Genomic DNA, 24,995 nt, shown 5'->3' on the forward strand with positions numbered 1-24,995 from the left:
TCCCCCACCGCCTACGCTGAAGTTCAAGGCACTATTGTGTCGCTAATTCTTGCCAACGAGTTAAACGTGCATCGCCAATACGGCAGTTTAACGAGTGAAGGGTTTAAAGAACGTTACACCGCTAATCCCAATGGCATCCGCCAAACCATTCATAACGAGGTGCATACGTATGCGCGGCTGGATAATACGGATGGGACGCTCAATGTGGCGAGTGAATTATTAACAGCAGCAGAAATAGCGGTGTCATTAAGAACCGATAGCCCCTATCGATACAGGCGTGATGCTGCTGCAATACCGGATAATATTCAGGCCGCTGAAAGGGAATGGAGAGAAACTTTAGGAAAAGACCAATTAGCGCGTTATACCGCTTGGGTGCGTGGATTGTCTCAAGAAGCAAAAAAACAACACGCTTTGGCTCGACTTGGTGTACCGGGTGATACCACTATAGAATCAGATTTTGCCATGGTTGCTGTTCTCAGGTTTTTGCAGGGACTACCTGCGGATGTGAATACTAGACCTTTTCAAACACTCATTGTGGGAGGTGGGCTGGTTAATACAGCGAACATAACAGATAAGCAAAGGCACTGCGTAAACCTTACAATATTAAACCTATTAACTAACCATGGTACTCTTGAAGCGTCATCAATGTGTCCTATGGCATTTGATGTATGGGCTTTGGCTGCAGGGAATGCTAGTTCGGGTGTGCATGTGAGCGATTTTGATGACCGAGTGATTGCTGCTGTTCATAACCCTGGAATAATCCCTTTGTGTAATGTGAACAGAGCCGGTGATTATTTGGGAGATACAAGATATGAAGCGCTTGGGATTAATGCGTATGCAGTTAGAAGAGCTGCTGCCGTATCTAATAGGGCTACCCCTGTAGGGACAATAGTCCGCGATGTAAACATAGGTGATCGAAGAAATGTAAGCGTAACAGTTAATACCTATAATCTTAAATCTGATGAAAGACAAAAAATAAAAGGTTACTTGCAAGACGTTGCAGCCGAATTATTGGATAGTGCCATTCCTCAATGTGATCGTGTGATATACGCTGGTACAGCTTATATGCTCGATCCCATTTTGGCGAGAGCTGCATTTATAAAAATTGTGCATCGTACGGCAAAAGATGGGCAGATAGTTTCGGATTATTTGTTGACCGACGCCGAAGCAAAAATACTTGGTTTAACAATAATAGAAAAACACTATATTGGCAAAGATCGTAACAGTAAGGATTTATACTGCTACACATACCAACGTATCAATATCAATGCCCCCTTTGTTGCCGAAATGATGGCAATCATCACCGAAGTGCAAGGACGTGGAGAAAAACTGCTTGCTGCTGCCTCTCCTTCATCTAAACCCCCGGCCCCGCCAGCCGCTCCAAAAACTTCAGTTACTCAGTTACAGGCTGCTTTAACTGAAGCCGCCATCCGCACCGCAACAGAAGAAGCACGGGCTACACCCGTTACCGGCCGTGTTGTTGGTTTGGATTATGTGGAGGCATGGCTTAAGAGTAATGATTCACCTGACGCACGAGGAAGAACTAAACCTGTAGCCGTAGCTGTTTATGGCGATGGCGCCGATGTGAATACCGTTGCTCAAGTACAAGCCGCTCACACAAAAAAATATGGTGACAATGCAAAGTTTGAACAACATCCCCAAGCCGCCACCACACCTTTGCCTGCTGCCGTACAAGCACCCGTTCATTTAAGTGTTGTAGGCACAAGAGGCAATGACACTTTGGATGCCGTGATGTTGGTGAAGGCGCTATCGGTTGCGGGTGGTAACACGCAAGTGGCGGTGGGTAGGGCAATATCAAGGGAAGATCAGAGCAAACTTGGTTTAGATGACGAGGTAAGAAGAGGTGACTATTATGTTTATACGTATGAGGGGGATAATGGTTTTGTACGTGAGCTAATGGCAGTTATTAATAGGGTGCAGGGAGAACCACCCTCAACCCCTCCGGCAAATAACGATAGCCCCCGCAATGCGAGAGCCATGCAGCATCCGGTACTTGCTTATCGTGCGCAGTTACAGCAACTTGGTTATGAGGTACCTGATGATATTACCGCAGCCGATGACTTAACTTTAATAGCGGCGGAATTGTTGTTGAAAAATATTACCCCACCCACCCGGCAGCAATTTGAAGCTATACAAACAGAAAACCCCCATGCCGATTGGGATGACTTGATGCAATTGGCGCAAGCAGCTCCATCCCCCGCAGGCCGGGTAACGGTTCTCATGCCCGGGCAAGCTCCAAAACATTTTGATGCAGATCAAGAGCCATTTTCTGAGGTCTTGACTTTTCCCGACACCGCCGTAGTAGACGACACCGTAGGTCCTCCTATTATTAACGCTGACCATACAAAAGCTGCTGCCACTCCTCATCCACAATTTCCCTCCCACAAGCGGGTGAGCCTCAATAACGTTGCGTTTGATACTTGTCTGACAGAACTCAATCCCACTGCACCACAAGCCGTTAATTTGACAAAAATATATGAAGTAGCCGCCGAGTGGCTTAAAGACCCCTCTACTTATTGTTTGCAGGTGCACCAGGGAGAAAACTTGTTGGGTTATGGTTTGGTGCTGGCTGGCGATGATTTTGACGCGCTTATCCGTGAAGAGACAGTAGCCATTTTTGGCGACGATGTGCTGGTTTTTGTGACCCATGCAGGAGAGCCTCCACGCCCCGTACGTTTTGTGGCCATTAAAGAGGGCAGTATTCTTGATAGAGACATCACAAGAGTTGGTGCCGTGGATGTGAATGGTGTTTTAATTTTTGATCCTTTGCAAAATTATGTCCCTCCCGGTGGTGGAGGGGGTGATATGGAAGGGGAAGGAGAGGGATTTCAAGATGTTGCTCCCAGTGTAAGTGTGCCGGAGGAGAATAATGGGGGCGTTAGTATGGGTGGAGTAAGTGTTTTAATTCTTACCGATCCCACCATCTGTTCACTTTTTAACCCCTTTGCCGCTGTGCTGCAGGGAGCCTGGGCGTATGTAACTGGCCTGGCGCACAAGATGATGCTGCTGATGGCCTTGGCTGGTGGGATGGAGGGTGGGGAAGAAGCTAGAGAAGAAGTGGATAGTGGGTGGATGATGGATGGGGAAGATGCCGGAATGCCTGAAGAATCTCCTGTGGCTTTGGCCCCTGCACAAGCTCGTTCTTTTGGGCCCCGTGGTTCACGCAGATTAACTGAGACAAACCAAATGTTTGAGGGCTATCAAAAAAATTTAGGTAGGACCCCCATTCGTATTGATGACCAGAAAATAAGCGGCACACAATATCGGCCCTTAGATACAAACACAACCAGCCCGTTTAAAAATATTTTTGTGCCTCACGATGCGTCAATAGCTGATGGCCCCGTGTATGTGTATTTGGCCGAAGGTTATAAAATACCGCCGCAAACCGGGTATAAAGTGGTTAAGGATAATAGATCAGGAAATTGGGATGTTTTTATAATTAATTTAGAAGGCAGAGGGCATAAGGCTGTTGTGGAAACGGTTTCTTGTGGAAGTATAGCAGCAGATGGTAATTTGGTAACAGAGCTTGAAAACTTTGCCCGGGCGCCGGGTAGAAATGATGAACTTTGTAACGGCTTGCTGGTTTTGAATTTTAAAAAATTTCAATATGTTGTGGAAACACAGGGGAGAACAGCTGCTAAACAACAAGTCGTTAAAAACAGAGTGGAAGGTTTATTTGATGAAGAACAAAAACTTTTGGCCATTTACAATGCCGAAATAAGAAAAGAGAAGCCCAATTGGCAAAATGTTTACGATGCCCTGTGTTTGCTTGAGCAGTGTTACACAAAATTAAAAGCTGAAAGAGATAATGAAAATAAAAAAGGACGCTTGGTTGACAGGCTGGCCAGAGTCAACCAGCAGCGTGTTAGAATTAACGGTTGGGAAAAAATGAGCCTAACGAGAGGGGTTAGTGTTGAAGGGCTTGAAGGGGGACTCTCCTTAGCTTTGCGCGCCAGAATGGATCAACCTGCACGCTCTGATAGTCGTGGTGGAGGAAACACTCATTTGAGTTCCCCTTCCACGTACGGGCCAAAGGCTACCGCCATCGACCCCTTCAGCTTCTCTTTTCTTGTTTCCTCTTTAGCAGGCATTGCAGCACAAATTTTTGATACTGTTCAGGAAGTAGGGCGCGAGGTCATATTAGCCGCACAATTACTGGGTGGCGCGATGATGACGGGAGAGGAAGGGGATGGAGACTTGGGACCAGCAGCTGAGCTGCAGGAAGCTAGAGAAGAAGTGGATAGTAGCTTGTTGATGGTGGATGGTAAAGAGGATGCCCCCCAGCCCCCAGCGCCCAATGTATCTCCTGATGAGGTAGCCGTATTTTACGAAGAACGCCACCGTAGCAAGAAGGGACGTGCGGCATTTCAATCGAAACATCAAATTGTTAATGAGGTGTATACCCAACTTGGACAAAGCACTAATTTACCGCCAACCCGCCGCCGCGCGGTGGCTAAGGCATTGGCGGCGGAGAATGTAAATTCGGAGAATGTAAATATTAATACATGGAACGAGGCTTACAGTAGGGCTAAAAATGCGATTAGGAACTTTCGCTGGCTGCAATATTTAAAAGATCATTTTGCCACACACATAGCCAATTTGGTGGTTACACAAAAACTAACGAGCGATAACCAAGCCTATACAGATAAATGCAGCCGTCTTTATGGGCAGGTTTTATCTTATGTGGATGATGGTTGTTCTGGTTTAACTAATGTTGCACCTGGCACCAGAGTTTATCTGGTGGGTCTGGTGATGGAGAAGTTGTTAGATTCAGTGAATAATGACACTGAAAGTGATCTTTTTAGTAAGGCTACCACGCTAGTAAATCAATGGAAAACGATGGACCAAAAGGCAAAGGATTTGGGAAGGCGATGGGATAGGTGTGCAGTGAAAGGTAATCTACGTGATTTTGTGCAATCGACAGCGGTGGAGAGGGCTTTTAAGAAAGATGCAGATGCTGAGGTGGAGCGCTACATGAACGCCTGGAAAGGGGCGTATGATGAGGTTGTTGGCGCAATCCTTGAGAATGTTAGTTATATAACTAATCAAGAAAAACAATTTTTGGCCTCAATAATAGCCGATGTTGTGGCGGCCGATGCTACGGGCCAGACTAGGGCAGCGAATAAAATAAGGGTATTTACCAATTGCGTGGGGAAATACACAAACGTTTTAAACAAGGCCAGAAATGGTGTTTTTATCATCCGTTTGGCCACCAATTTATTGCGGGATGGATTTGAAGCAGAGTTTGACGATGCCGCCATAGAGCAAGCGGCCCACAATGATGGAGTGATTATAAAAGCGGTGTTAGACCAGGCCATACCTGTAGCCAATAGAGAATTTGTAACAAATCCCGAAGAATTATTGTTAGCAATAGCCTGCGAGGCCTTTGATGGCACTACAGATGTGCAAGCTTTTGCCAATCAATTTTCTAACACATTTAAGGAACATGTAGCCGCAGCCACAAAACTTTTGGCTGAGGACACGGCACAGGTACATGAAAAAGCCCGCCGTCCCATTGCCTTAACCCTGGCGCGTGTTTTTATGGGGGGGTATAGGGTTGATGGCCGTACCATAGAGGAGATGACGCGGGAATGGATAAGACGCGCCAACACTGCTGCGCAAATTATTCAAGGGGCTAATATTCCTGATGCCCGTTTTTTGGCAGGGCGTTTGGCCAGTGCGCGTTATCAATGGCAAGCCCATTGGAAGGGAATAGATGCGGAGGCAAAGAAATTGCAGTGTCAGTGGCTGACTTTGAAAAGGAAAGTTGAAGAAGGGTTAAGAAGACGGGGTGGCGATACAGCGGAGGCTACTCAAATAACACAAGATGCTTTTAAACAAGCGCGTGGAAACCCGTATGATGCAGACATAAATGCGCGGAGGATGGTGAGTGGGGCTGATTACTCTGCTTACGCCAACCCCTTTATTGTAGCGGCGTTGGCATTGGTGGGTAGTTATACGCTACCTTCGCCGAGCGCACTTTTAATGGGTGCTGCTGCGGGTGTTGTGTTGAGTGCTGTGTTGGGTGTTGCTGCCCTTTTTGCTTGGAACGCACGGAGAACCAGCGTTGACGAAAGTATGGAGGACGATACTGATCCTGCTACTGATCCTGCTGCTCCGCTTGTATATAAAGGGATAGGTAAACAACCCGGTGTGCATATCATTGAAAGGAACGCACATGGTTGCGCAGGTACTGTGCTGGATGGCAACACCGGCACGGCAACACTTGAAAGTGACGTTGTTACCATTACTGCCGTTACCGATATTGGCGTGTCTAAAACACCGGATAATCCAAAAGCACATAACGAAGACGGTTGTGCTGTTTTTGAATTTGAACAGGACGGCAAAACAATAAGCGGCCAAATATCGGTGGATGCCATTGGTAGTAGCAATAACGCTCATTTAGCCATGCAATTTGCTTTGGCCCATTTACCGAAACTGATTGTAGAAAAAGCTGGTGACGTAAACCAGGCGTTGACAGAGTTGCAACAGATGATGGCGGGAAATGGTGGCGTGGAGGGTAAAATATGTATAGGCGTTGATTTATTTGAGCCGCAAGGTGACGGCAAAGTAAAACTAAAAACCTGGACAGTGGGCGATGTGCGCGGCGTGGCGTATCGAAATGGGCAGGAGTTTTTTAGAACGGTTGATATAACAATAGTAAGATTAATAAGAGATGCCAATGATAATGGGCATACAAGTAAGAGTGCCATAATAAATTATGTTACACTTTGGGTTGATGTTGTTTTTGGGAGTATGTTCGAAGAAGCAAGAGCAACACTTACATCGGATTTAAAGGCGGCATTAACAGCAGCAGCTTTGCCAGATAATGACTTCACAATAGCCAACGATTGGGATCAGGGGCATCATCCTTTAGCCAATGTAGTGCTTACAAGCTTGGGTAAAAGGGAAGAGGGGACAATTTGGCATTATCAAGAAAAAACACTTGAACCGGGCGATGTGTATGTGCGCGCCAGCGATGGCTTGTGGAATAATGTTAAGGGAGATGAAGCGAATAATAAAACAGCCGATCAATTAGTAACAGATGCCAAAAGCAGGATGCGTGATCGTGATAACGGCCGCCCCGATAATATTAACGTGCTGGTGGCGAAGATAAACGTGCCATCTACAGATGGCACAGTTGTTGCGGGGGGGGGTAGGCAGGTAGACGCAAAAGAAAAATTTTATTCTCATCCTGTAGTCGCTCATTTGAAACAGAGACCTCCTTTTCACACTGTTTATGCTCAGGTCAGGGGACTTGATTCTTATGCCGGACAAATGGGTACCGAAGTATCCCAAGCAATTCGTGCCCATCAAAATAAAACACTGATTCGGATTAATTTAGATAATCCTCTGGAAAGTCTTGAAGGATTGGCGGAAAATTTTCCAAAAAATCAAGAAGGCATTGCTGTTGTTTACTTTGGGGATATTCCAGTGGGATATAGACTTTTTAAATTTTCTTCTGCTTATACTCTTGTTCTTGTAGATGTTTTTGTTGATGCTCATTATCGTGGACAAGGTCTTAGGGATTTGATGGATCTGGTTTTGGTGTCTTCCTTTTTTAGAGAAGCTGCTCAAACGGGAGACGATTTAACGGTTATCTACCAACAGGTTAAAAATCCTAATAATAGGCAACGGTATAGAGAAGCCGGGATGCAACTTGTAGTTGATGATGAAAATGTTGATGATGAAAATAATGACGACGAGTGGGATGAAAATGGGTCTTGGTATTCTCCCGTACGTGAAATAGATATTGTGGCTCTTCAATCTTACCCCAGTTATGGAATTACTTATCGGGTGACTGATTATCGCCCGTAGGGTAGGGACGCTCTCGACTAATAAGACAAACTTCTCTAAATTCAATGTCGGTACACATCCTTGCGGTGCGATATTTTAATAACAAGTACGGTGAGAATATCATCCTGTATAGAATATACGATGCGGTAATTGCCTTGACGAACTCTGTATTTACCGTCTCCGCCTGCCAATTTTTCACATCCCATGCCCCGCGGATTGGTTGCTAAATTTTCAATTTGTTTGAGTATCTTTTTGATATCGGTCGTAGGAAGAGTGCCCAATTCCTTTTTGGCGGAACGAGTGAATTCTATCTTATATTTTTCCATTTTTTTTAAGCTCTTTTAACACCGATTCGTAACTATAGCGAGGTTCGTTGGCTCGTTCTTTAAAAGCTCTTAAATCTTCTTCGTCTTCAGCTAGGCTGTTTTGAACGGCTAGAGCGATAAGTTCTGAAATGGTTTTGGAGGTTTCAGTTGCCTTTAGCTTCAAGGTTTTATGAAGATGAGGATCTAAGTAAATGGTAGTTCGTTTGGCTTGGGAATTGAGCATGCAAACATCATAACATTTTAATGTTTTAATTCAACGGCTTTTTTAAGGACGAACGAACGAAGAGGGGACGTTCTTGACTAACCGGACTAACTTTTTTCATTTTAAACATTCTCAAAATTACCATCTTAAAAATATTAAAAAATAAGTTGAGAGTCCCAATATGAGTCTCACTTGAGACTCATTAGTTTGATTTTTGAGACTGTATTGAGAGTTCGTCAAAAAAAATCTTTTATTTTCAATATTTAATTAAAGTCAATTTTTGGCATCGCATTTGCTTGGTTTTCTTCTGATTGGCCGGCGTAGGATGAGGGACGTTTTTGACTAACCGGACTAACCTTTAAGTTTTTTAAGGAGAAAATATGCCACGTAAAGCACGTTTAGATATTCCCGGTACCTTGCATCACGTTATGGTGCGAGGGATAGAAAAAAGAAAAGTTTTTGATGACGAAAGTGATTGTTTGAATTTTGTAAAACGAATGGGCGACAATGCGTTAAAAACAAAAACGATATTGTATGCTTGGGCTTTAATGCCTAATCATATTCACATCCTGTTGCGAAGTGGTCCAGAGGGCTTGCCGGCCTATATGCGTCGAGTACTGACTGGCTATGCTGTAACTTATAACAAGCGTCACAACAGGCACGGACATTTATTTCAGAATCGGTACAAATCAATTGTGTGTGATGAAGATGCATATTTTATGGAATTGGTACGCTATATTCATTTAAATCCTTTAAGGGCTGGTTTGGTAAAAGATTTGTTGGCGCTTCAATTTTATCCTTGGTGTGGGCATGGTGTATTATTGGGTCGTGCTAAAAAAGAGTGGCAAGATTGCGAAGAAGTATTGTTGTGGTTTGGAAAAAAGAAAAAAGAGGCTCAAAAAAATTACGTTAGATATGTTCACGAGGGCATAGAACAAGGATATAGGCCAGATTTGGTAGGTGGTGGCCTGGTAAGATCGCATGGGAGATGGTCGCAAGTTGTTTCTATGAATAAACGAGGTAGTCGTGAACTTGCAGATGATAGAATTTTGGGAAAAGGAATATTTGTAGAAAATATTTTAAAAGAAGCGAGCAATTGCATACAAAAACAGTTTTTTAAACCCTTAAATAGAGAAATGATAAAAAAACTTTTGGCAGAAGAATGTAACAAACATGGAATTGGAATGTCTACGTTGCAATGTGGAAATCGTAGTGTAGATACAGCTAAATTACGTTCTAAATTAGTTTTCAAATTAACCCGCGATTATGGCGTTTCGTTATCAGAAGCTGCAAGACAGCTGGGAATAACCACATCGGGTGTTGCTAAAGCATTGAAGAGAGGTGTAAAAAGTTAGTCCGGTTAGTCAAGAACGTCCCCTGTGCTGCGATGAAAATTCAACAGAGTCACCTCTTGTGAACAAATCACTTCACTTTTAAGATAGTTTGTCTGCATGATAGGCCATAGGAAGGATTATTATGAGACAAACTTTATTGGGGTTGATTTTTTTAGTTGTCAGTAGTTCCGTTTGGGCAGAAGGCCCTGTTGAAAAAGTGGCATGTGATCCTGCTAAAGATGACTCAGGTTATCATCTCGAATTTAAACTCTCCAAAGATTACGAATACGGTAGTCTCACTATTAAACGTACCGGTGATGGGAAAAAAGAGGCTAATTATATGAAAGATTTAAGCGCTTTTAAGGGCGGTATGTATGTACTGGATGTTGCGGCTAAGGGAAATGTAAGCGGATATGCGCTGGAAAATAAAGAAAATGGTTCTAGTTTTTTAAAGCGTACCGAGGCTACAATTACTTGCGGCAAGTTACCGGTAGCAAAAACGCCGGCTTCGTCTAAACCCAACAGTAAAAGTAAAGCCGAAGTAACGCCACCGGCCAATGCCAAGCCAGCACCGACTCAAGCTAAAAATTCTCCCCCTCATGACGATAACTTTGAGATAAAAGATTTTTAGCGTTTTTTCCTGTTGGAATGTACACGCTTTATTTTTTAAATTGTTTTTTCCCTAATTCCTTGTTACCCACATCCCATGCCTTTTAATGCCATCATATTCGATTTTAACGGCCTCATTGTGGACGACGAGGGCGTGCATTGCTCTTTGTTTATCAAAGTTTTGGCGGATGAAGAAATTACGCTTACTGAAGAACAATACTGGAATGATTATTTAGGCTTTGACGATAAAGGCCTCATTGAAGCTGTTTATAAGAGGGATGGTAAAAAGATTACGCCTAAAAAAGAAAAAGATTTAATCGCTAAAAAGAACGATTTGTATTTTCCGGAATTAAAAAAGAGTCTTAAATTTTTTCCCGGTGTGTTGGATTTTATTAAAATCGTTCACCAAAAATATCCCATTGCCATTGTATCGGGCGCGCTTAAATCGGAAATTGAATTTGTATTAACGGAAGGCGGTGTACGCAATTTATTCGAGATTATCATCGCCGCCGATGACACCAAACACGGCAAGCCTGATCCTGAAGGTTTTGTGATGGGACTGGCCCAACTTAAAAAGAAACATCCGCAAATTCGCCCTGAAACTTGTCTTGTTTTAGAAGACTCCAAAGCTGGCATTGAAGCCGCTTTGCGCGCAGGCATGAAAGTGGTGGCATTGCCGCATACCTATCCCAAAGAAGAATTAACCGCCGCTAGCTATATAAAAGATACCTTTAAAGACGTGGAAGCGCTCCTTTTCTAATTGCAAGTTACTTTCAATAAGCCTTGACATTATACGCCCTCACTTTTACAAGTGAGGCATGAGTAAGAAGGATGAAGGATTTTTTGAAAAGCTCTATAGCCATTTAGCGAGCCACGGCTTAAAGCGTACACATCAGCGTGATGTGATTGCCCAACTTTTTTTTAGTGGTCCCCACAAGCATTACCGTATTGAAGAAATTTTGGAAGAAGCCCGTAAAAAAGATGCCACCATCAGCTATGCCACTGTGTATCGCACGCTGATGATGTTTGTAGAAGCGGGCTTGGCGCATCAACGTCATTTTGGCAAAGGGCAATCGCGCTTTGAAGCCGTTTCCTCCCACCATCACGATCATTTGATTTGCACCAAATGTAATAAAATTGTGGAATTTGAAAACGAAGAAATTGAAGCCATGCAAGAAGCCATTGCCAAAAGCCACAACTTTACGCTCACCCATCATAAAATGGAACTCTACGGCCTGTGTAAGAAATGTGCCGGGAAATCATAACCCCCCTGTTGGCCCCCCTTACCTTAAGGGGGGGAGGAAAATAAAATATTGACACTGACTCTCTTTTTCTTATACGGTAGCAAAATATGTTTTTAACCGCAGAACAGCAAGTGCAAGTATCTCAAGGTCTCCAGGTCCTTTGCATGTGTTGTTGTACCCAGCCGATGCTGGGTTTGTGCGGTGCTTCTTTGTAACTCCTCAGTTACTTAACTCCCCAAAGCAAACATCAGACGATCGGCAGAGTCAACTTCTGATGGACTTTTTGTTAGTCCATTGTCATTCTCACTTTATTTAATTTTGGAGATTTTATGTTTTATAAAAAAATTGTTGTTCTTATTTTGATTCTCATTTCTCAAGCCGCTTTAGCCGATACTGCTTTGCTTAATGCCTCATACGATCCAACACGTGAGTTGTATAAAGATATTAACCAAAAATTTTCTGCCGACTGGAAAGAAAAAAAGGGTGAAACTATTGCTATTAACCAGTCGCACGGTGGATCGGGCAAACAGGCCCGCGCTGTTATTGATGGTTTAGAAGCCGATGTGGTGACATTAGCTTTGGCCTACGATATTGATGCTATTAGCCTGATGAGTAGTTTGTTGCCATCTAACTGGCAAACATTGTTGCCCCATAATTCTACTCCCTATACCTCCACCATTGTATTTTTGGTGCGTAAGGGTAATCCCAAACAAATTAAAGATTGGGACGATTTGGTAAACCCTGGCGTTGGTGTTATTACACCCAATCCCAAAACCTCCGGCGGGGCTCGCTGGAATTATTTGGCGGCGTGGGGTTATGCGCTTAAAAAATTGGGCGCCGACGATGCCAAAGCTAAAGAGTTTGTGGGAAAACTTTATAAAAATGTTCCTGTACTCGATTCGGGCGCACGCGGTTCTACTACCACTTTTGTGGAACGTGGCATTGGTGATGTTCTTATCACCTGGGAAAACGAAGCTCTGTTATCGGTAAAAGAATTGGGTGCCGATAAATTTGAAATTGTTTATCCGTCTATGAGCATTTTGGCCGAACCACCGGTAGCACTTGTAGAAAAAAATGCCGCCAAGCATAAAACAACCGAGCTCGCCAATGCATATCTTAATTTTTTGTACACACCCGAAGGTCAGGAGATTGGGGCAAAAAATTACTATAGGCCGCGCTTGGCGGCGGTGGCCCAAAAGTATGCAGCTCAGTTTAAAGCACTGTCTCTTTTTACAATCGACGAAGTTTTTGGCGGTTGGCAAAAAGCCCAAAAAATTCATTTTAACGATAGTGGTACTTTTGACCAAATCTATATGGCACAGTAACCCTCTATGACAGGAATTTTTTGATTCCAAAACAAACCTTTCCCCTCTATAAAGAGGGGAGAGGTTTTTCTAGTTTATGAATAATAAAAATGTTCTTCCCGGTTTTGGCCTTACCATGGGCGTTACCCTGTTTTTACTGGGTTTGGTGGTTATTTTGCCGCTATCGGCCCTTTTTTTAAAAACAGCGGGCATGGGATGGACAGCCTTTATAGAGGCCATCTCATCACCACGTGTTCTGTTTGCCTATCGTTTAAGTCTTTTCTGTTCCTTGGCTGCCGCTCTCATCAATTTATTTGTTGGACTTTTGGTAGCCTGGGTGTTGGCGCGTTATCAATTTCCAGGTAAGCGTATTTTGAATATGCTTATTGATTTACCCTTTGCGCTGCCCACAGCCGTGGCTGGCATTACGCTTACAGCGTTGTATGCACCCGATGGTGCCATAGGAAAAATTTTTAACGCGGTTGGTATTCCCATTGTTTTTTCCCCTCTTGGAATCACGCTGGCTCTTGTATTTATTGGTTTTCCATTTGTGGTGCGTACAGTAGAACCGGTATTGGCCGATTTGGATACCGATATGGAAGAAGCCAGTGCTTGCTTGGGCGCCGGACGTTTAAAAACATTTTGGAGCATTATTTTACCACCTTTAAAACCGGCGCTATTAACCGGTTTTTCGCTCGCTTTTGCACGCGGGCTTGGCGAGTACGGCTCGGTGGTTTTTATTTCGGGCAATTTACCTCTTAAAACCGAAATTGCGCCGCTGATGATTATTTCTAAACTGGAACAATACGATTATACAGGAGCCACCGCCATTGCCTGTGTGATGCTGGTAGCCGCATTTTTAATTTTGCTCACAATCAATATTTTGCAATGGAAATACATTAAACAAAAGTAAGCATATGCATTCTGCTGTTACCGAAAAACCTGTTGTGCGCCGTGTGCTCATTGGCCTTGCATTTGCCGTAGCCACTTTCTTTTTGTTGCTGCCGTTGGGAGCTGTGTTTAGTTACGCGCTTTCTAAAGGCTGGGCTGTGTATCGTGATTCTATTATTGATCCTACGGCACTTTCGGCCATTAAACTAACTCTTACGGTGGCGGCCATCACAATTCCTGTCAACGTTGTGTTTGGTGTGATGGCGGCGTGGGCTATTGCCAAGTTTGAGTTTCGTGGTAAAAAAATTCTTACCACGCTTATTGATTTACCTTTTAGCGTATCTCCTGTGATAGCCGGACTTATTTTTGTGTTGTTGTTTGGTCGCATGGGCTGGTTTGGTCCGTTTTTACTTGATCACGATATTAAAATTATTTTTGCCATTCCCGGGATTGTGCTTTCCACCATTTTTATCACCTTTCCGTTTGTGGCTCGTGAACTCATTCCGCTCATGCAATCGCAAGGTACCGATGAAGAAGAGGCCGCGTTAACCTTGGGGGCCAACGGATGGCAAACGTTTTGGCAAGTGACCTTTCCCAATATTAAGTGGGGGCTCTTGTACGGAGTTATTCTTTTAAATGCGCGTGCTATGGGAGAATTTGGAGCTGTGTCTGTAGTATCGGGTCATATTAGGGGATTAACCAACACCATCCCGCTGCATGTAGAAATTTTGTATAACGAATATAATTTTACCGCGGCGTTTGCTGTGGCGTCTATTTTGGCGCTTTTAGCGATTGTAACATTGATTGCGCAAACTTTTTTGGAGCGGAAGAAGAGTGAGTGAGTGGGTGGTTCTTTTCAGGATCTTTAAAATTTTTTTCTAAAAAACCTGAAGGCCTCCATAAAATAACGGCCTCACCATTGCAGGTTGAAAGAGTCTTTTGGGTGGAAGGGTGAGGCCTTTAGAGTGGGCCACATGTTTTTTAGAAAAAAATTTTAAAGATCCTGAAAAGAACATCTGTTTTATGTGGGTGATAAAGCGCTATTTTTTTGAGATATGTTGAAGAGTTTTATTGAGGAGTAATTATGAGTATTGTTTTAAAAAAATTATCCAAATCCTTTGATGGTCATCATGCGGTGGATGATGTGTCGTTTCAGGTTAATGATGGTGAGTTTGTAACATTGCTTGGGCCGTCGGGCTCTGGCAAATCTACCATTTTGCGTTGTATTGCAGGTCTTGAAGAAGCCGATACCGGAACCATTGAATTGGGCGGGCAGGATGTAACTCATTTATCGGTGCAAGAACGTAAAGTGGGTTTTGTGTTTCAGCATTATGCTCTTTTTCGTCATATGCGCCTGTGGGAAAACGTGGCTTTTGGTTTAAAGGTGCGCGGCATGTCTAAGGCTAATCGTAAATTAAAAGCGTTTGAACTTTTAGAATTGGTTGGTCTTAAAGGGTACGAAAACCGCATGCCCAATCAGTTGTCTGGCGGGCAGCGTCAGCGTGTGGCTTTGGCACGTGCACTGGCGCCAGAACCTTCTCTTCTTTTACTTGATGAACCCTTTGGTGCGTTGGATACACGTTTGCGTAAAGAATTGCGCGCGTGGCTTAAACAATTGCACGATCGTATTGGTCTTACATCCGTTTTAGTTACCCACGATCAGGAAGAAGCTTTTGAATTATCCGATCGTATTCTTGTTGTTAATAAAGGACGTATTGAACAAGAAGCGCCACCTCCTGCGGTATTTAATACGCCGGCTACCGAATTTGTGGCCAGCTTTGTGGGCGAAACCAACCGTATTGAAGGTGTTGTAGACGAGGGTACGGTGCGATGGGGACCGTTTCATTTTAAAGCCATTCATTTGCCCGAAAAATCGAAAGCGGTTGTTTTGTTTAGGCCCAACGATGTGTATGTAACCACCAAACGTGAAGACGGTGGTTGGCCTGGGATAATTCAATCGGTTCAATTTATGGGGATGTTTGAAGCGCTTACTATTGATATGGGCCAGGGGCAAATGCTAACGGCTACCATTCCTATGGGGGTGGCCAGTCTTTCCAAATTTGAAGCCGGAAAAACCGTGCATGTGATGGTGACCTCGGCACATGTTTATAAAAGTCCTAATTAAATAATTTAAAAACAGGAACTCAACTCGCGAGCTTTGGCAAGAGCGTTGCCGTCGCCCACTTTAGATAAATTGTACCAGGCCATGGCATCTTCGGGTACTAGGGTGGCGGCTTTGGTAAACGAGGTTTTGGCTTCGGCAGGGGCGTTTGATTGCATCATGGTTAATCCCGATACATAGGCTTCACCCGATTCGGTCCAACGCTTGGGAGACAAATGATACGAGGCTTTTACATTTTTACCGGTATTGGGAATAAGCGTGACGCCTTCGCCATATAGTTGGGCAAAATTTTTGCCCGATACTTTGATGATGAGGGCCTGCATTAACAGGGTACGGGCGCGTTCTTCAAAACCACGAGTAAATTGGTACGAGAGACTGGTTGCTTTTTCAAACCATACTTTGGCAATTTCTAAACTGGTGTCGTTATAGTGGCTGCTGGCTTCCATGCCCTTGGCAAAAAATCGGAAGGCTTCAAAGCTGACATGTTGTGTAAGGAAAAAATCAAAACCCTTGGGGCGTGTTTTTTCTTTAAATACCAAACGGGCAATGTCGCTTGCGGCATCGGCAATAATAGAAAAATAACGATCTCCTATATCGCCGGCATATTCTAACGGAGGCGTTAAGCTTTGATTTTTTTCAACGTCTTTAATTTTAATAAAAAAGCGCATCGTGTTTTGAGGCTGTTTTTGAAACATCCCGTATACCACATGCGTGGCCCCCAGTTTTTTGGCGGCCTCCAGCATTTTATCATCGTCAAATAAATCGTTATTGGTAAGTGTTTTATCGCCTACGGTTAAAAAGGGATGATATACGCCCGTTTCCTTGTAATCGGTTAAAAATTCGTAGAGCGAGAGGGGAAACATGGAGGCCAGTGTAGGGTCATCTCCTATAAACCCCCCGTCCTGAAAGGGAAATACGGCAATTCTGATTTTTTCCGATTTGGTCCGATTGATCAAATTGTCGTAAAAAACCCTATCCATGGCCTGGGTATTGGGTGGCGTGGTACAGGGGGTTTGGGCTAAAACGGCCCTAATAGGCCCTAAAAGCAGTAAAAAAAAGACTATTTTAACAGGAAAAGCTTGATTCATAAGACTGTTCGGCTATCTTACCCCTTGGGTCGGTTTTCGTAAATGGAAAGTTACTTTTTTGTCGATTATCTATGGATGCTACGGAAGCTATTAATAAGGGAGAAGAAGCCTATCCTTCCTTGACCATTTTATCCGGCCCGGATGAGGGCTTGTTTATTGCCCTCACTGGAAAAGAACAAGTTATTGGCCGTTCACGCCGTTCGGCATCCATCCTTTTAGAAGATACGTCTGTTTCCCGGGTTCATGCTCGCATTACCAGTAAAGACGGCAATTTTTTTGTGACCGATATGGAAAGTCGCAATGGAGTTGCGCTCAATGGTAACCGCATTAAACCTAACAGCGAAACTCCTTTAAAACATCTCGATCAAATTAAAGTGGGCTTGTATATTTTGCGTTTTAATGAGCGCAAACCCACTAGCGAAGAAGCTGCCAAATCTACCGTTTATTCAGATATTCCATTGCCCAAAAAGAAAGAGAACCCAAGCGCTTTTGACGATATTACCATTTCCGATAAAGTGCCTGAAGAACCTAAACCTATTGCTCCCGTGCCAGAGGTGGCACCAGAAAGCGTAAAAAAAGAGGAAGAGGTTTTACCGCCCCAAACTGAGGCTGCTACCGAAGCTAAAGAAGCCGAAGAAATTTTAAATTCATTACCGATTGAAGAAGGCGTTGTAGCCAGTGAAGATGCCGTTAGTTTAGAAGAAGAAAGTTACGGCAAGGGCATTCGCAATGTTTTTATTATTATCAGTGTTATTTGTGCGCTTACCGGGTTGGTTTATTTTTTATCACATGGATTTTCACAGAAAAAGAAAGAAAATGTAGAAGCGCTTGAGACTCCTCCAGAGGTGACTGCCATCAATACGGAGGATGTAGAAAAACATCTAGAAGTGCCGGAGGCTGTGAAACCCGAAGAGCTAAAGGCGCCTGAAGAAACACAGCCTGCTGCTCAAGAAGCTAATGCTCCTGCGCCCACTATCCAAACGCCACCCGATGTTGTAACGCCGCCAGCAAATACTATTGAAAACGTTCCTGTAGTTAATTCTCAGCCGCAAGTATTACCTCCCAGTAGCGCCGATGAGCGTACCATGAATTTTATTTTAGATTTACAAACGCAACCCATGCCTGCGCGCGTTTATTTTAACGATCAAGATTTAGGACAATCGCCCGTAAAGGCGCCGCTTCAATTAAAACCCGGTGTGTCTTACAGTGTGGTTGCTAATTTTGATTTGCCAGACTTAAACGATCAGTATCAATATCGTGCTTCTTTTACTCCCGATGCGTCAAAAGAAGTGATTACATTAAATGTATCGCCCGATATTGGTTTGATGAAAGTGATGCTCTTGCCGCGTGATGTAGATTTTTACATGGAAGGATATTACGCCTACGACAAAGAAAAAGCGCATCCGGTAAAACTCACCAACATTATTTATGGTAAACCTGTTTATGTTCCGTTTGGACATTATGTGATTGAACTAAAAGAACGCGTTAAAGTAGGTGACACCGATACATATGTAAGTGAAGTGCGCTATCACAGAGAAATAGATATTAATGCCGATAACCGTACGGTGGAGTTATCGGTGAAGGAACGCGATATCCAGTTTTTTCCGGCACGTATTACATCAGAACCGAGTGGTGCTCAGGTATTTTTAGATGGGAAACAAGTTGGGAAAACGCCCTATGCAGGAGAATTGCCCTTAGGGCGCCACGATTTAAAATTAACGCTTGATGGCTATTTTGATAACGACAGCACGCTGGATATGCGTGTGAATAGTCCGTATGAAGCTAAAATTGTGATGAAGACTTCCAAGGTAGGCCAAATGATTGCCAAGGCCAAGGAAGAAAAACAAAATGGACAATATCAGGATGCTATCAATAATTTAATTGAGGCTTTAAAAATTGGAGGCAGTGATAAAGAAAAAGCGGATATCCGCATTTTACTAGGCGACTCGTATTATTTAATGGGGGATTACGATAGGGCTTTTAGTTTTTATGAAGAAATGGCTGCCGAAACCCCTTACCGTTACCGGGCTCTTTTGGGAAAAGCCCGTATTCTTAATATTAGAGGGGATAAACAAGGAAGTTTACGTTTACTTTCCGAAATATTTTTAAATTTAACGCCCCAAGATCCACTTTTAAATGAGGCAGCTAGCCTTTTTAAACAACTCTCTCCTCTTAAATCGGTGATGTATATCACTACCGAACCCAAAGGCGCTACTGTGATGGTAAACGGACGCGATATGGGTCAAAAAAGCCCTGTTCTCTTATTTGACCTGGGTTTTGGTAATTACCGTATTGAGCTCTCTAAACCCGGTTTTCAAAGTGCCCAGGTACAAAAAAACCTCAAGGTGAGTGAGTTTGTGCCGGTAGTGGTAAAACTTAAACCCGATAGTTTGTAAGGGATTCTTCCTTTACGAAGTTTCAAAAAACCTTCATAATATTGCGATGATTCGCACAAAAATTATTTGTACCTCTGGTCCTAGTGTTGACTCCCCTGATAAAATGCAGGCGCTGGTAGAGGCGGGCATGTCATTAATTCGCATTAACTGTTCACATGGTGCTATTGCCGACAGGCAAAAACAACTGGCTATTATTCGTGGCGTTGAAAAAAAAATGAACATCCCCATTGGTATTATGGCCGATTTGCAAGGGCCTAAACTGCGTGTGGCTAAACTTGCGCAGCATCTCGATTTACACCGTGACGAAGTATGGAAATTATCACCAAGCGAAAAACAAGATCAGGTTAAAAAAGTAATTCCTGTAGATTACAAGCGCATTGCGCAGGCTGTAGTTCCGGGTGATATGCTGTATATGGATGATGGTCTTATTCAAACGGTTGTAGTTAAAAAAAATAAGGCCGATGTGTGGGTTAAAATTATTCACGGTGGAATTTTGGAAAGCCGCAAAGGCATTAATATCCCCAACTTTAAAGCGCATAATCCTATTCTTAACAGTAAAGACAAAGAAGATTTGAAATGGGCCTTAGCGCAAAAACTCGATTTTATTGCTGTGTCGTTTGTGCGTACGGTAAAAGATATAAAAGACGTGCGCAAATTTATAGCGCAACATTCAAGCGAACATGTACCTCTTGTAATTGCTAAAATTGAAAAGCCCGAAGCTGTAGATAATTTGGACGGTATTATTAAAGAAAGCGATGGTATTTTGGTGGCCAGAGGAGATTTGGGAATTGAGTTGTCGCCCGAGCGTGTGCCGGTAGTGCAAAAGCAAATTATTGAACAGTGCCGTTTGCTGCAAAAGCCTGTTATTGTGGCAACACAAATGCTGGATAGCATGCGCTACAATCCACGTCCTACACGTGCCGAGGTGAGTGATGTAGCAAGTTCTATTTATGCCGGTGCCGATGCGGTGATGCTAACCGGCGAAACCTCCAGTGGTAAATATCCTATTAAAGCTACCCAAATGATTTCTAAAATTGTTTCCGAGGTAGAAACACACATGGAGCTTAAGAGTTTTTTTAAACGCGCCAGTGATTTTGGTGTTTCTCAATATTGGGATGCCTTTGTATTTAATGTGATGACCATGGCGTCGGATATTAAAGCCAAGGCTATAGTTGTGCTGGTAAAAAACGGGCATATCACCAAAATATTATCTAAAATGCATCCCAAGCAGCCCGTTTATTCTATTGCTCCCAATCCGGCCAGCCATCGCAAGCTTACTTTATTTTGGGGCGTGTATCCGTTAGAGGTATTTCATAGCCATCTTGAAAAACGTATTGATGGCGGGCTTGCCATTTTGCGTAAAAAGAAAGTGGTTAAAAAAGGCGAGAAACTTATTTTTGTGTACCGCGATTATAAAACCGATAATCTTAATTTAAAAGTGATGGAGTGTTAAAAATATTATGAAAAATCAAAATCAACAATCACCCCAAATTCCGGCCATGCGTTATCCTGCTATTGAAAAGCTTATTGAAACCGAAGCCTTTGAGCCGGTTAACCGGTCGTTTACTACCACTTATGAAATGTTGGAGCGTTTTTTAAAGGATAAGTCGGGGGGGTTAAAAAAGCAGGGGCAAATCAGACAAGCCCTAAAAGCCTACGATTTAACCACCGATCTTATCAAAGAACTGCTGAAAGTTAAGCAAGAACTTCTTAAAAATCAAAAGGATAGCCCTGATAAAAAAAGTCCTCAAAAAAAATGAGTAAAAAAACAACTTAAGGGGGAGCTCTTTCCGATAATTATCCTGAGAGGAAACAGTTCCTCTGAAATTAATCCCCTGCGCTAATGCTTCGGGGATAAGACCCTGATAAAGCCGCCCTGAACTTTGTTCAGGCCGACTAACAGGCTCTAAAGGAGTTATTATGGCAAATACTCAACCGATTGAAACCAACTATGTAGATATGACGGGTGCTACAACTACGGCCCAGCAACGTGCGGTTTCGGGAACCAATTTTTACGATACCATGAACCAGCTGATGTACTACGCCGGTCCTACAGCCGCTCAAACGGCTGCTTATACGGGTCATGATGTAGTGTCGGCTGCCATCACGGCTTCGGCCGGTGGCTACGGCGGTGGTTATGCCGGTTACCCCGGGATGTCTACCGGCGGTATGGGTTATACGGGTTATCCTTCGGCTTCGGTAGGCTTTAACTCGGGCGGTGTGGGTGCCAGTGTTTCGTACGGTGGGTCATCTAGTGCTGTTTCACGCAGTACGGGCACTTCTGATACCATGAGCTTAGTGAGTGATCAATTATACCAAGGCCAAGTACAAAACATGGAGATGTTGGTACTTCAAAACCAGGTAGCCGATGTAAACCGTACCTGGCAAATTGCCTCTACCGTAAGCGCCAATAGCGAACAAACCAAAATGGCGATGGTAAGAAATATGAGAGGTTAAGATTAGCCTCTAAAAGCAGAAGTCACAAGATCGCGGTCCCGCCCCAGGCGGGACCGCGATTTTTGCTTTGGGGCTTATTAAACTTGTGTCATACTCCTAAAAGTATCTGATTTAAGAGGGAGAATTATGATTGATGTTCCGCGTGATGATTTGGTGTTGATGATGGAAGCCGGTTATATTTATCTGGCCATGGGCAAGCTTTCTGAAGCGCGCCAGGTATTTGAAGGCATTTCAGTATTAGCGCCTCAAAACGAAATTCCACTTGTGGCTATTTCCAACGTTTATTTTGCTCAAAAAAAATATTTGCAGGCTATCCGTACCTTAAAAGAAGCTGTGGAACTTAATCCCAAAAGTGCCTTTGCCAAATCGCATTTGGGTGAAGCCTATTTGTTTTACGGTAAAAAAGATGAAGCTATTGAAACATTAAATGAGGCTTCCAAGCTAGACCCCAGTGGCAAGCCGGGTGATTTTGCCCGCTCGCTTTTAGAACTGATCAAAACGGGTTATGACCCTGTGGCGCTTACCAAGCAAGCCAAAGAAATGAAAAAAGGTGCCAAATGACAACACGTCTTCTCTCTTGCTTAGCTGTTCTTCTTTTTATAGCTGCTTGTAACGAGCAGGTTACCTTAGTGCAGGATCTCGATCAAAAAAATACCAATGCTATTTTGTTTGTGCTGGCTAAAAATGGCATTAGCGCCCAAAAACAAGTGGTAGAAAAACAGCAGGAAAAAAGTTGGGTGGTAACGGTTGCCTCTGGCGATGAAGTGCGTGCACGTGAAATTTTGATGATGAACCAGCTTCCCAAGGAGCGCCAGCTGGGGCTTTCCGGGGTTTGTAAGGATGCGGGTTTAATTCCTACTCCTAAAACCGAAAAGTGTCGCGAGTTGCTGGCATTAAAAGGTGAAATTATTAACTCACTTGAATCTATTCAGGGAGTGGTGAGTGCCGATGTAGTATTAAACGTTCCCGAAAAAGAAGATTTCCCTGACGAAAATGCGCCACCTAAAAGGCCTACAGCTTCAGTGGTGATAGAGGTATCGGCGGAGTTTGGCAAAAATATTACCGAATCGAAGGTGCAGCAATTTGTGGCCAATGCGGTAACTGGCATGGATGTAAGAGATGTGGCTGTTATCATCAGTATGCCCGGGCAAAAGAAAGATACACCCACTGACACAACGGCTCAAATTGAAACTGGTGATAAAGTATCTCCCGAAAATGAAGATGTAGTTCAAAGCGCCGATATGACTTCGGTGGGGGGCTTATCCATGGATGAAGCTTCGGCCAAAAAATTTAAAATTATTGCTGTTTTCTTTTTGTTTGTGTTTGTCCTGCTTTCCGCAGGCCTCATTGCTGTTCTTTTCCAAATGGCTCGTTTAAGACAAAAAAATGAAAAGCCTATGAATACCTTGCCCGAGCCGGTGGCTAACAGGGATGTGGTAAATACATAAGATATTGATTTTATTAATAATTTTTTTATTAATAAAAAAAGAGTTTTTTCACAACTTTGGCCTCTCATTTTGTCGATAATACTAGTGAGAGGTTTTTTTATGAGTTCTTCACCACAAATTACAGGCCCTTCGTACTTAAGAATGGATTATTCGCGTGCGGATAAATACGTTTATCCCGAACCGCCCAAACTTACTTTTTGGCAAAAATTGGGTCGTGGTGTGGGTAAGTTTATGTCGTGGGCTGGCCCTATTGGCGCTGCTGTTACTGCGGTAGCCTTGCCAGGTGTAGGTTTACCGTTAGCTGCTGGTATTTATGGTTTATCGCGCTATTCGCAAGATAAAGTGGCCCAGTCTTATCAAAAAGATCAAATTGCCATGGCTAACCAGCCCATGCCTCAAAATATCACCATGCCCGGTTTATTTGCGTCTACGCCTCCCAGTGCGGGAAGTATCACTACCGATTTTATTGCCCCCCGTTCATTTGATGCTAATATTTCGGATGTGATTATGAACCGTAACGAAACCGAAGTTCAAATGCGCTCTGGTTTTTAAAATATGTTTTTTGACATAATGCGTCAAAAAAATTGATTTTATCCTGATTCTATCTTGGTTTTACCTTGCCATTCTGAAATAATCATTTTAAGGCCTAGTGTTTTAGATTAGCGCTTGGTTAAGTATTTATCCGTTCTTTTTAATGTTCTTAGAAGAGTCCGATACCAGTCTCAAAATCGGACTCCAGTCTCACAAAGTGGGGGGTATAAACCCATTGATTGGGATACAAGATAGAAAAGGACTGAGCTTTTTTGTGGTAAGTTATTGAAATAATTTAATTTTATTTTTTATTCAAAACTTTTAAAAGATACTCTTATTTGGCATGTGAAATGCTCTAAGTAATAAAGTAACTTTTAAAAGGGGTTCACATGGTCATGCAAAAGCAAAAGAAGGTGGAAAAAGTGGCGAAAGAGGCAAAACAGCCTGTAGCACCAGCTCCTCAAAAAGCACCTGCTGTTAAAGGGCCGGCTGAGGACTTAATTGAAAAGTACATTCCTTTTGCGTCTTCTATTGCTAATAAAATTGCGCGCTCGCTTTCATCGGATGCTGATTACGATGATATTTTGTGTAATGCCCGTTTGGGCTTACTGGAAGCTGCCCGCCGTTTTGATGACCGTTTCAATGTAGATTTTAAAACATTTGCCTACTACCGTATTAAAGGCGCTATTTATGACGGTTTGCGTAAAACGGGCTGGATTCCTCGTTCCATCTATACCAAATTTAAAATGGAACAAGCCGCCAATGAATATTTTAAAGGTGTTACCGAACGCATTATGGATTCGGCCGATTCCATTAAAAGTGATTTGGACATGTTAAGTGATAAAGTAAGCCAGATGGCTTCTGTGTATGTGATGTCGCTTGATAACATGGAAGAATATGAAGTGGAAGATAAGTCGGCTAAGCGCGATATTGAGCATAAGGCCGAGTTCCAGAAAATTAAGGAAAAAATGCGGGATGCTATTGAAGGCTTGCCCGAGAAAGAACGTAAGCTTGTAAAAATGTATTATTTCCAAAACAAGACTTTGCAGGAAATTGGAGAACGTTTAAACTTATCTAAGTCGTGGACCTCGCGTTTGCACGCCCGCTCGCTGGATTTGCTGATGAAAAAGCTGTCTGGCATTGGTGGCGATATGACGCTGGGTGAAGATTTTACGTTTGATGAAGCCGATGTTTCGGCTGATTTAGGAGTAAGAGCGTAAAAAAT

20 protein-coding genes are annotated in these 24,995 nt (G+C 43.2%); 17 read left to right on the forward strand and 3 right to left on the reverse strand.

Going from position 1 to position 24,995, the window contains the following annotated elements; genetic code table 11:
* Positions 1-36: 36 nt before the first annotated feature.
* On the forward strand, positions 37-7,839 hold the full coding sequence (locus tag K1X76_08245; GenBank protein ID MBX7149063.1) for a hypothetical protein: 7,803 nt from the start codon (positions 37-39) through the stop codon (positions 7,837-7,839).
* 41 nt (positions 7,840-7,880) lie between these two features.
* Here K1X76_08245 and K1X76_08250 read toward each other — a convergent pair whose 3' ends face one another.
* Both K1X76_08250 and K1X76_08255 read right to left on the reverse strand, forming a co-directional pair.
* Positions 7,881-8,144 (reverse strand): type II toxin-antitoxin system RelE/ParE family toxin, encoded by a 264-nt coding sequence (locus K1X76_08250; protein MBX7149064.1) that lies wholly within the window; start codon positions 8,142-8,144, stop codon positions 7,881-7,883.
* On the reverse strand, positions 8,131-8,367 hold the full coding sequence (locus tag K1X76_08255; GenBank protein MBX7149065.1) for a CopG family transcriptional regulator: 237 nt from the start codon (positions 8,365-8,367) through the stop codon (positions 8,131-8,133). The genes K1X76_08250 and K1X76_08255 overlap by 14 nt, the downstream gene beginning before the upstream one ends.
* Before the next feature lie 359 nt (positions 8,368-8,726).
* Between K1X76_08255 and K1X76_08260 the strand changes: the two genes are divergently transcribed.
* The 8 genes from K1X76_08260 (at position 8,727) to K1X76_08295 (ending at position 15,853) form a co-directional block, all read left to right on the forward strand.
* Complete coding sequence (locus K1X76_08260) at positions 8,727-9,701, forward strand: transposase (GenBank protein ID MBX7149066.1); 975 nt, start codon at positions 8,727-8,729, stop codon at positions 9,699-9,701.
* A gap of 121 nt (positions 9,702-9,822) precedes the next feature.
* Positions 9,823-10,311, forward strand: a complete 489-nt coding sequence (locus K1X76_08265) for a hypothetical protein (GenBank protein ID MBX7149067.1) — start codon at positions 9,823-9,825, stop codon at positions 10,309-10,311.
* A 75-nt stretch (positions 10,312-10,386) separates the two neighbouring features.
* A complete protein-coding gene (locus tag K1X76_08270) occupies positions 10,387-11,049 on the forward strand; it encodes an HAD family phosphatase (protein ID MBX7149068.1) in 663 nt (220 codons plus the stop codon).
* A 58-nt stretch (positions 11,050-11,107) separates the two neighbouring features.
* Positions 11,108-11,554, forward strand: a complete 447-nt coding sequence (locus K1X76_08275; GenBank protein MBX7149069.1) for a transcriptional repressor — start codon at positions 11,108-11,110, stop codon at positions 11,552-11,554.
* A gap of 308 nt (positions 11,555-11,862) precedes the next feature.
* Complete coding sequence (locus K1X76_08280) at positions 11,863-12,858, forward strand: sulfate ABC transporter substrate-binding protein (GenBank protein MBX7149070.1); 996 nt, start codon at positions 11,863-11,865, stop codon at positions 12,856-12,858.
* A gap of 76 nt (positions 12,859-12,934) precedes the next feature.
* Entirely contained in the window at positions 12,935-13,750 is an 816-nt protein-coding gene (gene cysT, locus K1X76_08285) for a sulfate ABC transporter permease subunit CysT (GenBank protein ID MBX7149071.1), read from the forward strand.
* Positions 13,751-13,754: 4 nt separating this feature from the next.
* Positions 13,755-14,570 (forward strand): sulfate ABC transporter permease subunit CysW, encoded by an 816-nt coding sequence (cysW, locus tag K1X76_08290; protein ID MBX7149072.1) that lies wholly within the window; start codon positions 13,755-13,757, stop codon positions 14,568-14,570.
* Between the two features lie 242 nt (positions 14,571-14,812).
* Complete coding sequence (locus tag K1X76_08295; GenBank protein ID MBX7149073.1) at positions 14,813-15,853, forward strand: ABC transporter ATP-binding protein; 1,041 nt, start codon at positions 14,813-14,815, stop codon at positions 15,851-15,853.
* Between the two features lie 5 nt (positions 15,854-15,858).
* Here the strand turns inward: K1X76_08295 and K1X76_08300 are convergent, their stop codons facing one another.
* Complete coding sequence (locus K1X76_08300) at positions 15,859-16,938, reverse strand: hypothetical protein (GenBank protein MBX7149074.1); 1,080 nt, start codon at positions 16,936-16,938, stop codon at positions 15,859-15,861.
* 71 nt (positions 16,939-17,009) lie between these two features.
* Here K1X76_08300 and K1X76_08305 point away from each other — a divergent pair, with 71 nt between their 5' ends.
* From K1X76_08305 to K1X76_08340, 8 genes are all read left to right on the forward strand, one after another.
* A complete protein-coding gene (locus K1X76_08305; GenBank protein MBX7149075.1) occupies positions 17,010-19,334 on the forward strand; it encodes a PEGA domain-containing protein in 2,325 nt (774 codons plus the stop codon).
* 46 nt (positions 19,335-19,380) lie between these two features.
* On the forward strand, positions 19,381-20,787 hold the full coding sequence (gene pyk / locus K1X76_08310) for a pyruvate kinase (protein MBX7149076.1): 1,407 nt from the start codon (positions 19,381-19,383) through the stop codon (positions 20,785-20,787).
* 7 nt (positions 20,788-20,794) lie between these two features.
* Positions 20,795-21,094 (forward strand): hypothetical protein, encoded by a 300-nt coding sequence (locus K1X76_08315; protein ID MBX7149077.1) that lies wholly within the window; start codon positions 20,795-20,797, stop codon positions 21,092-21,094.
* Positions 21,095-21,254: 160 nt separating this feature from the next.
* Complete coding sequence (locus K1X76_08320; protein MBX7149078.1) at positions 21,255-21,791, forward strand: hypothetical protein; 537 nt, start codon at positions 21,255-21,257, stop codon at positions 21,789-21,791.
* A 126-nt stretch (positions 21,792-21,917) separates the two neighbouring features.
* Positions 21,918-22,352, forward strand: coding sequence for a tetratricopeptide repeat protein (locus tag K1X76_08325; protein ID MBX7149079.1), 435 nt, complete (start codon positions 21,918-21,920; stop codon positions 22,350-22,352).
* Complete coding sequence (locus K1X76_08330) at positions 22,349-23,239, forward strand: hypothetical protein (protein ID MBX7149080.1); 891 nt, start codon at positions 22,349-22,351, stop codon at positions 23,237-23,239. Before K1X76_08325 ends, K1X76_08330 begins: the two co-directional genes overlap by 4 nt.
* 99 nt (positions 23,240-23,338) lie before the next feature.
* Positions 23,339-23,791 carry a hypothetical protein gene (locus K1X76_08335; GenBank protein MBX7149081.1) on the forward strand — a complete coding sequence of 151 codons (453 nt, stop codon included), beginning with the start codon at positions 23,339-23,341 and terminating at the stop codon, positions 23,789-23,791.
* A 368-nt stretch (positions 23,792-24,159) separates the two neighbouring features.
* Positions 24,160-24,990, forward strand: coding sequence for a sigma-70 family RNA polymerase sigma factor (locus tag K1X76_08340; GenBank protein ID MBX7149082.1), 831 nt, complete (start codon positions 24,160-24,162; stop codon positions 24,988-24,990).
* Positions 24,991-24,995: the final 5 nt, after the last annotated feature.

The sequence above is a fragment of the bacterium genome, from assembly GCA_019695305.1.
GTDB lineage: Bacteria > UBA10199 > UBA10199 > UBA10199 > JAIBAG01 > JAIBAG01.

Coding starts and splice junctions, on each gene's coding strand:
- K1X76_08325 (MBX7149079.1), top strand. CDS start 21,918: ATGATTGATGTTCCGCGTGATGATTTGGTGTTGATGATGGAAGCCGGT.
- K1X76_08330 (MBX7149080.1), top strand. CDS start 22,349: ATGACAACACGTCTTCTCTCTTGCTTAGCTGTTCTTCTTTTTATAGCT.
- K1X76_08280 (MBX7149070.1), top strand. CDS start 11,863: ATGTTTTATAAAAAAATTGTTGTTCTTATTTTGATTCTCATTTCTCAA.
- K1X76_08340 (MBX7149082.1), top strand. CDS start 24,160: ATGGTCATGCAAAAGCAAAAGAAGGTGGAAAAAGTGGCGAAAGAGGCA.
- cysT (MBX7149071.1), top strand. CDS start 12,935: ATGAATAATAAAAATGTTCTTCCCGGTTTTGGCCTTACCATGGGCGTT.
- K1X76_08260 (MBX7149066.1), top strand. CDS start 8,727: ATGCCACGTAAAGCACGTTTAGATATTCCCGGTACCTTGCATCACGTT.
- K1X76_08315 (MBX7149077.1), top strand. CDS start 20,795: ATGAAAAATCAAAATCAACAATCACCCCAAATTCCGGCCATGCGTTAT.
- K1X76_08270 (MBX7149068.1), top strand. CDS start 10,387: ATGCCTTTTAATGCCATCATATTCGATTTTAACGGCCTCATTGTGGAC.
- K1X76_08295 (MBX7149073.1), top strand. CDS start 14,813: ATGAGTATTGTTTTAAAAAAATTATCCAAATCCTTTGATGGTCATCAT.
- K1X76_08320 (MBX7149078.1), top strand. CDS start 21,255: ATGGCAAATACTCAACCGATTGAAACCAACTATGTAGATATGACGGGT.
- K1X76_08275 (MBX7149069.1), top strand. CDS start 11,108: ATGAGTAAGAAGGATGAAGGATTTTTTGAAAAGCTCTATAGCCATTTA.
- K1X76_08255 (MBX7149065.1), bottom strand. CDS start 8,367: ATGCTCAATTCCCAAGCCAAACGAACTACCATTTACTTAGATCCTCAT.
- K1X76_08300 (MBX7149074.1), bottom strand. CDS start 16,938: ATGAATCAAGCTTTTCCTGTTAAAATAGTCTTTTTTTTACTGCTTTTA.
- K1X76_08265 (MBX7149067.1), top strand. CDS start 9,823: ATGAGACAAACTTTATTGGGGTTGATTTTTTTAGTTGTCAGTAGTTCC.
- K1X76_08335 (MBX7149081.1), top strand. CDS start 23,339: ATGAGTTCTTCACCACAAATTACAGGCCCTTCGTACTTAAGAATGGAT.
- pyk (MBX7149076.1), top strand. CDS start 19,381: ATGATTCGCACAAAAATTATTTGTACCTCTGGTCCTAGTGTTGACTCC.
- cysW (MBX7149072.1), top strand. CDS start 13,755: ATGCATTCTGCTGTTACCGAAAAACCTGTTGTGCGCCGTGTGCTCATT.
- K1X76_08305 (MBX7149075.1), top strand. CDS start 17,010: ATGGATGCTACGGAAGCTATTAATAAGGGAGAAGAAGCCTATCCTTCC.
- K1X76_08250 (MBX7149064.1), bottom strand. CDS start 8,144: ATGGAAAAATATAAGATAGAATTCACTCGTTCCGCCAAAAAGGAATTG.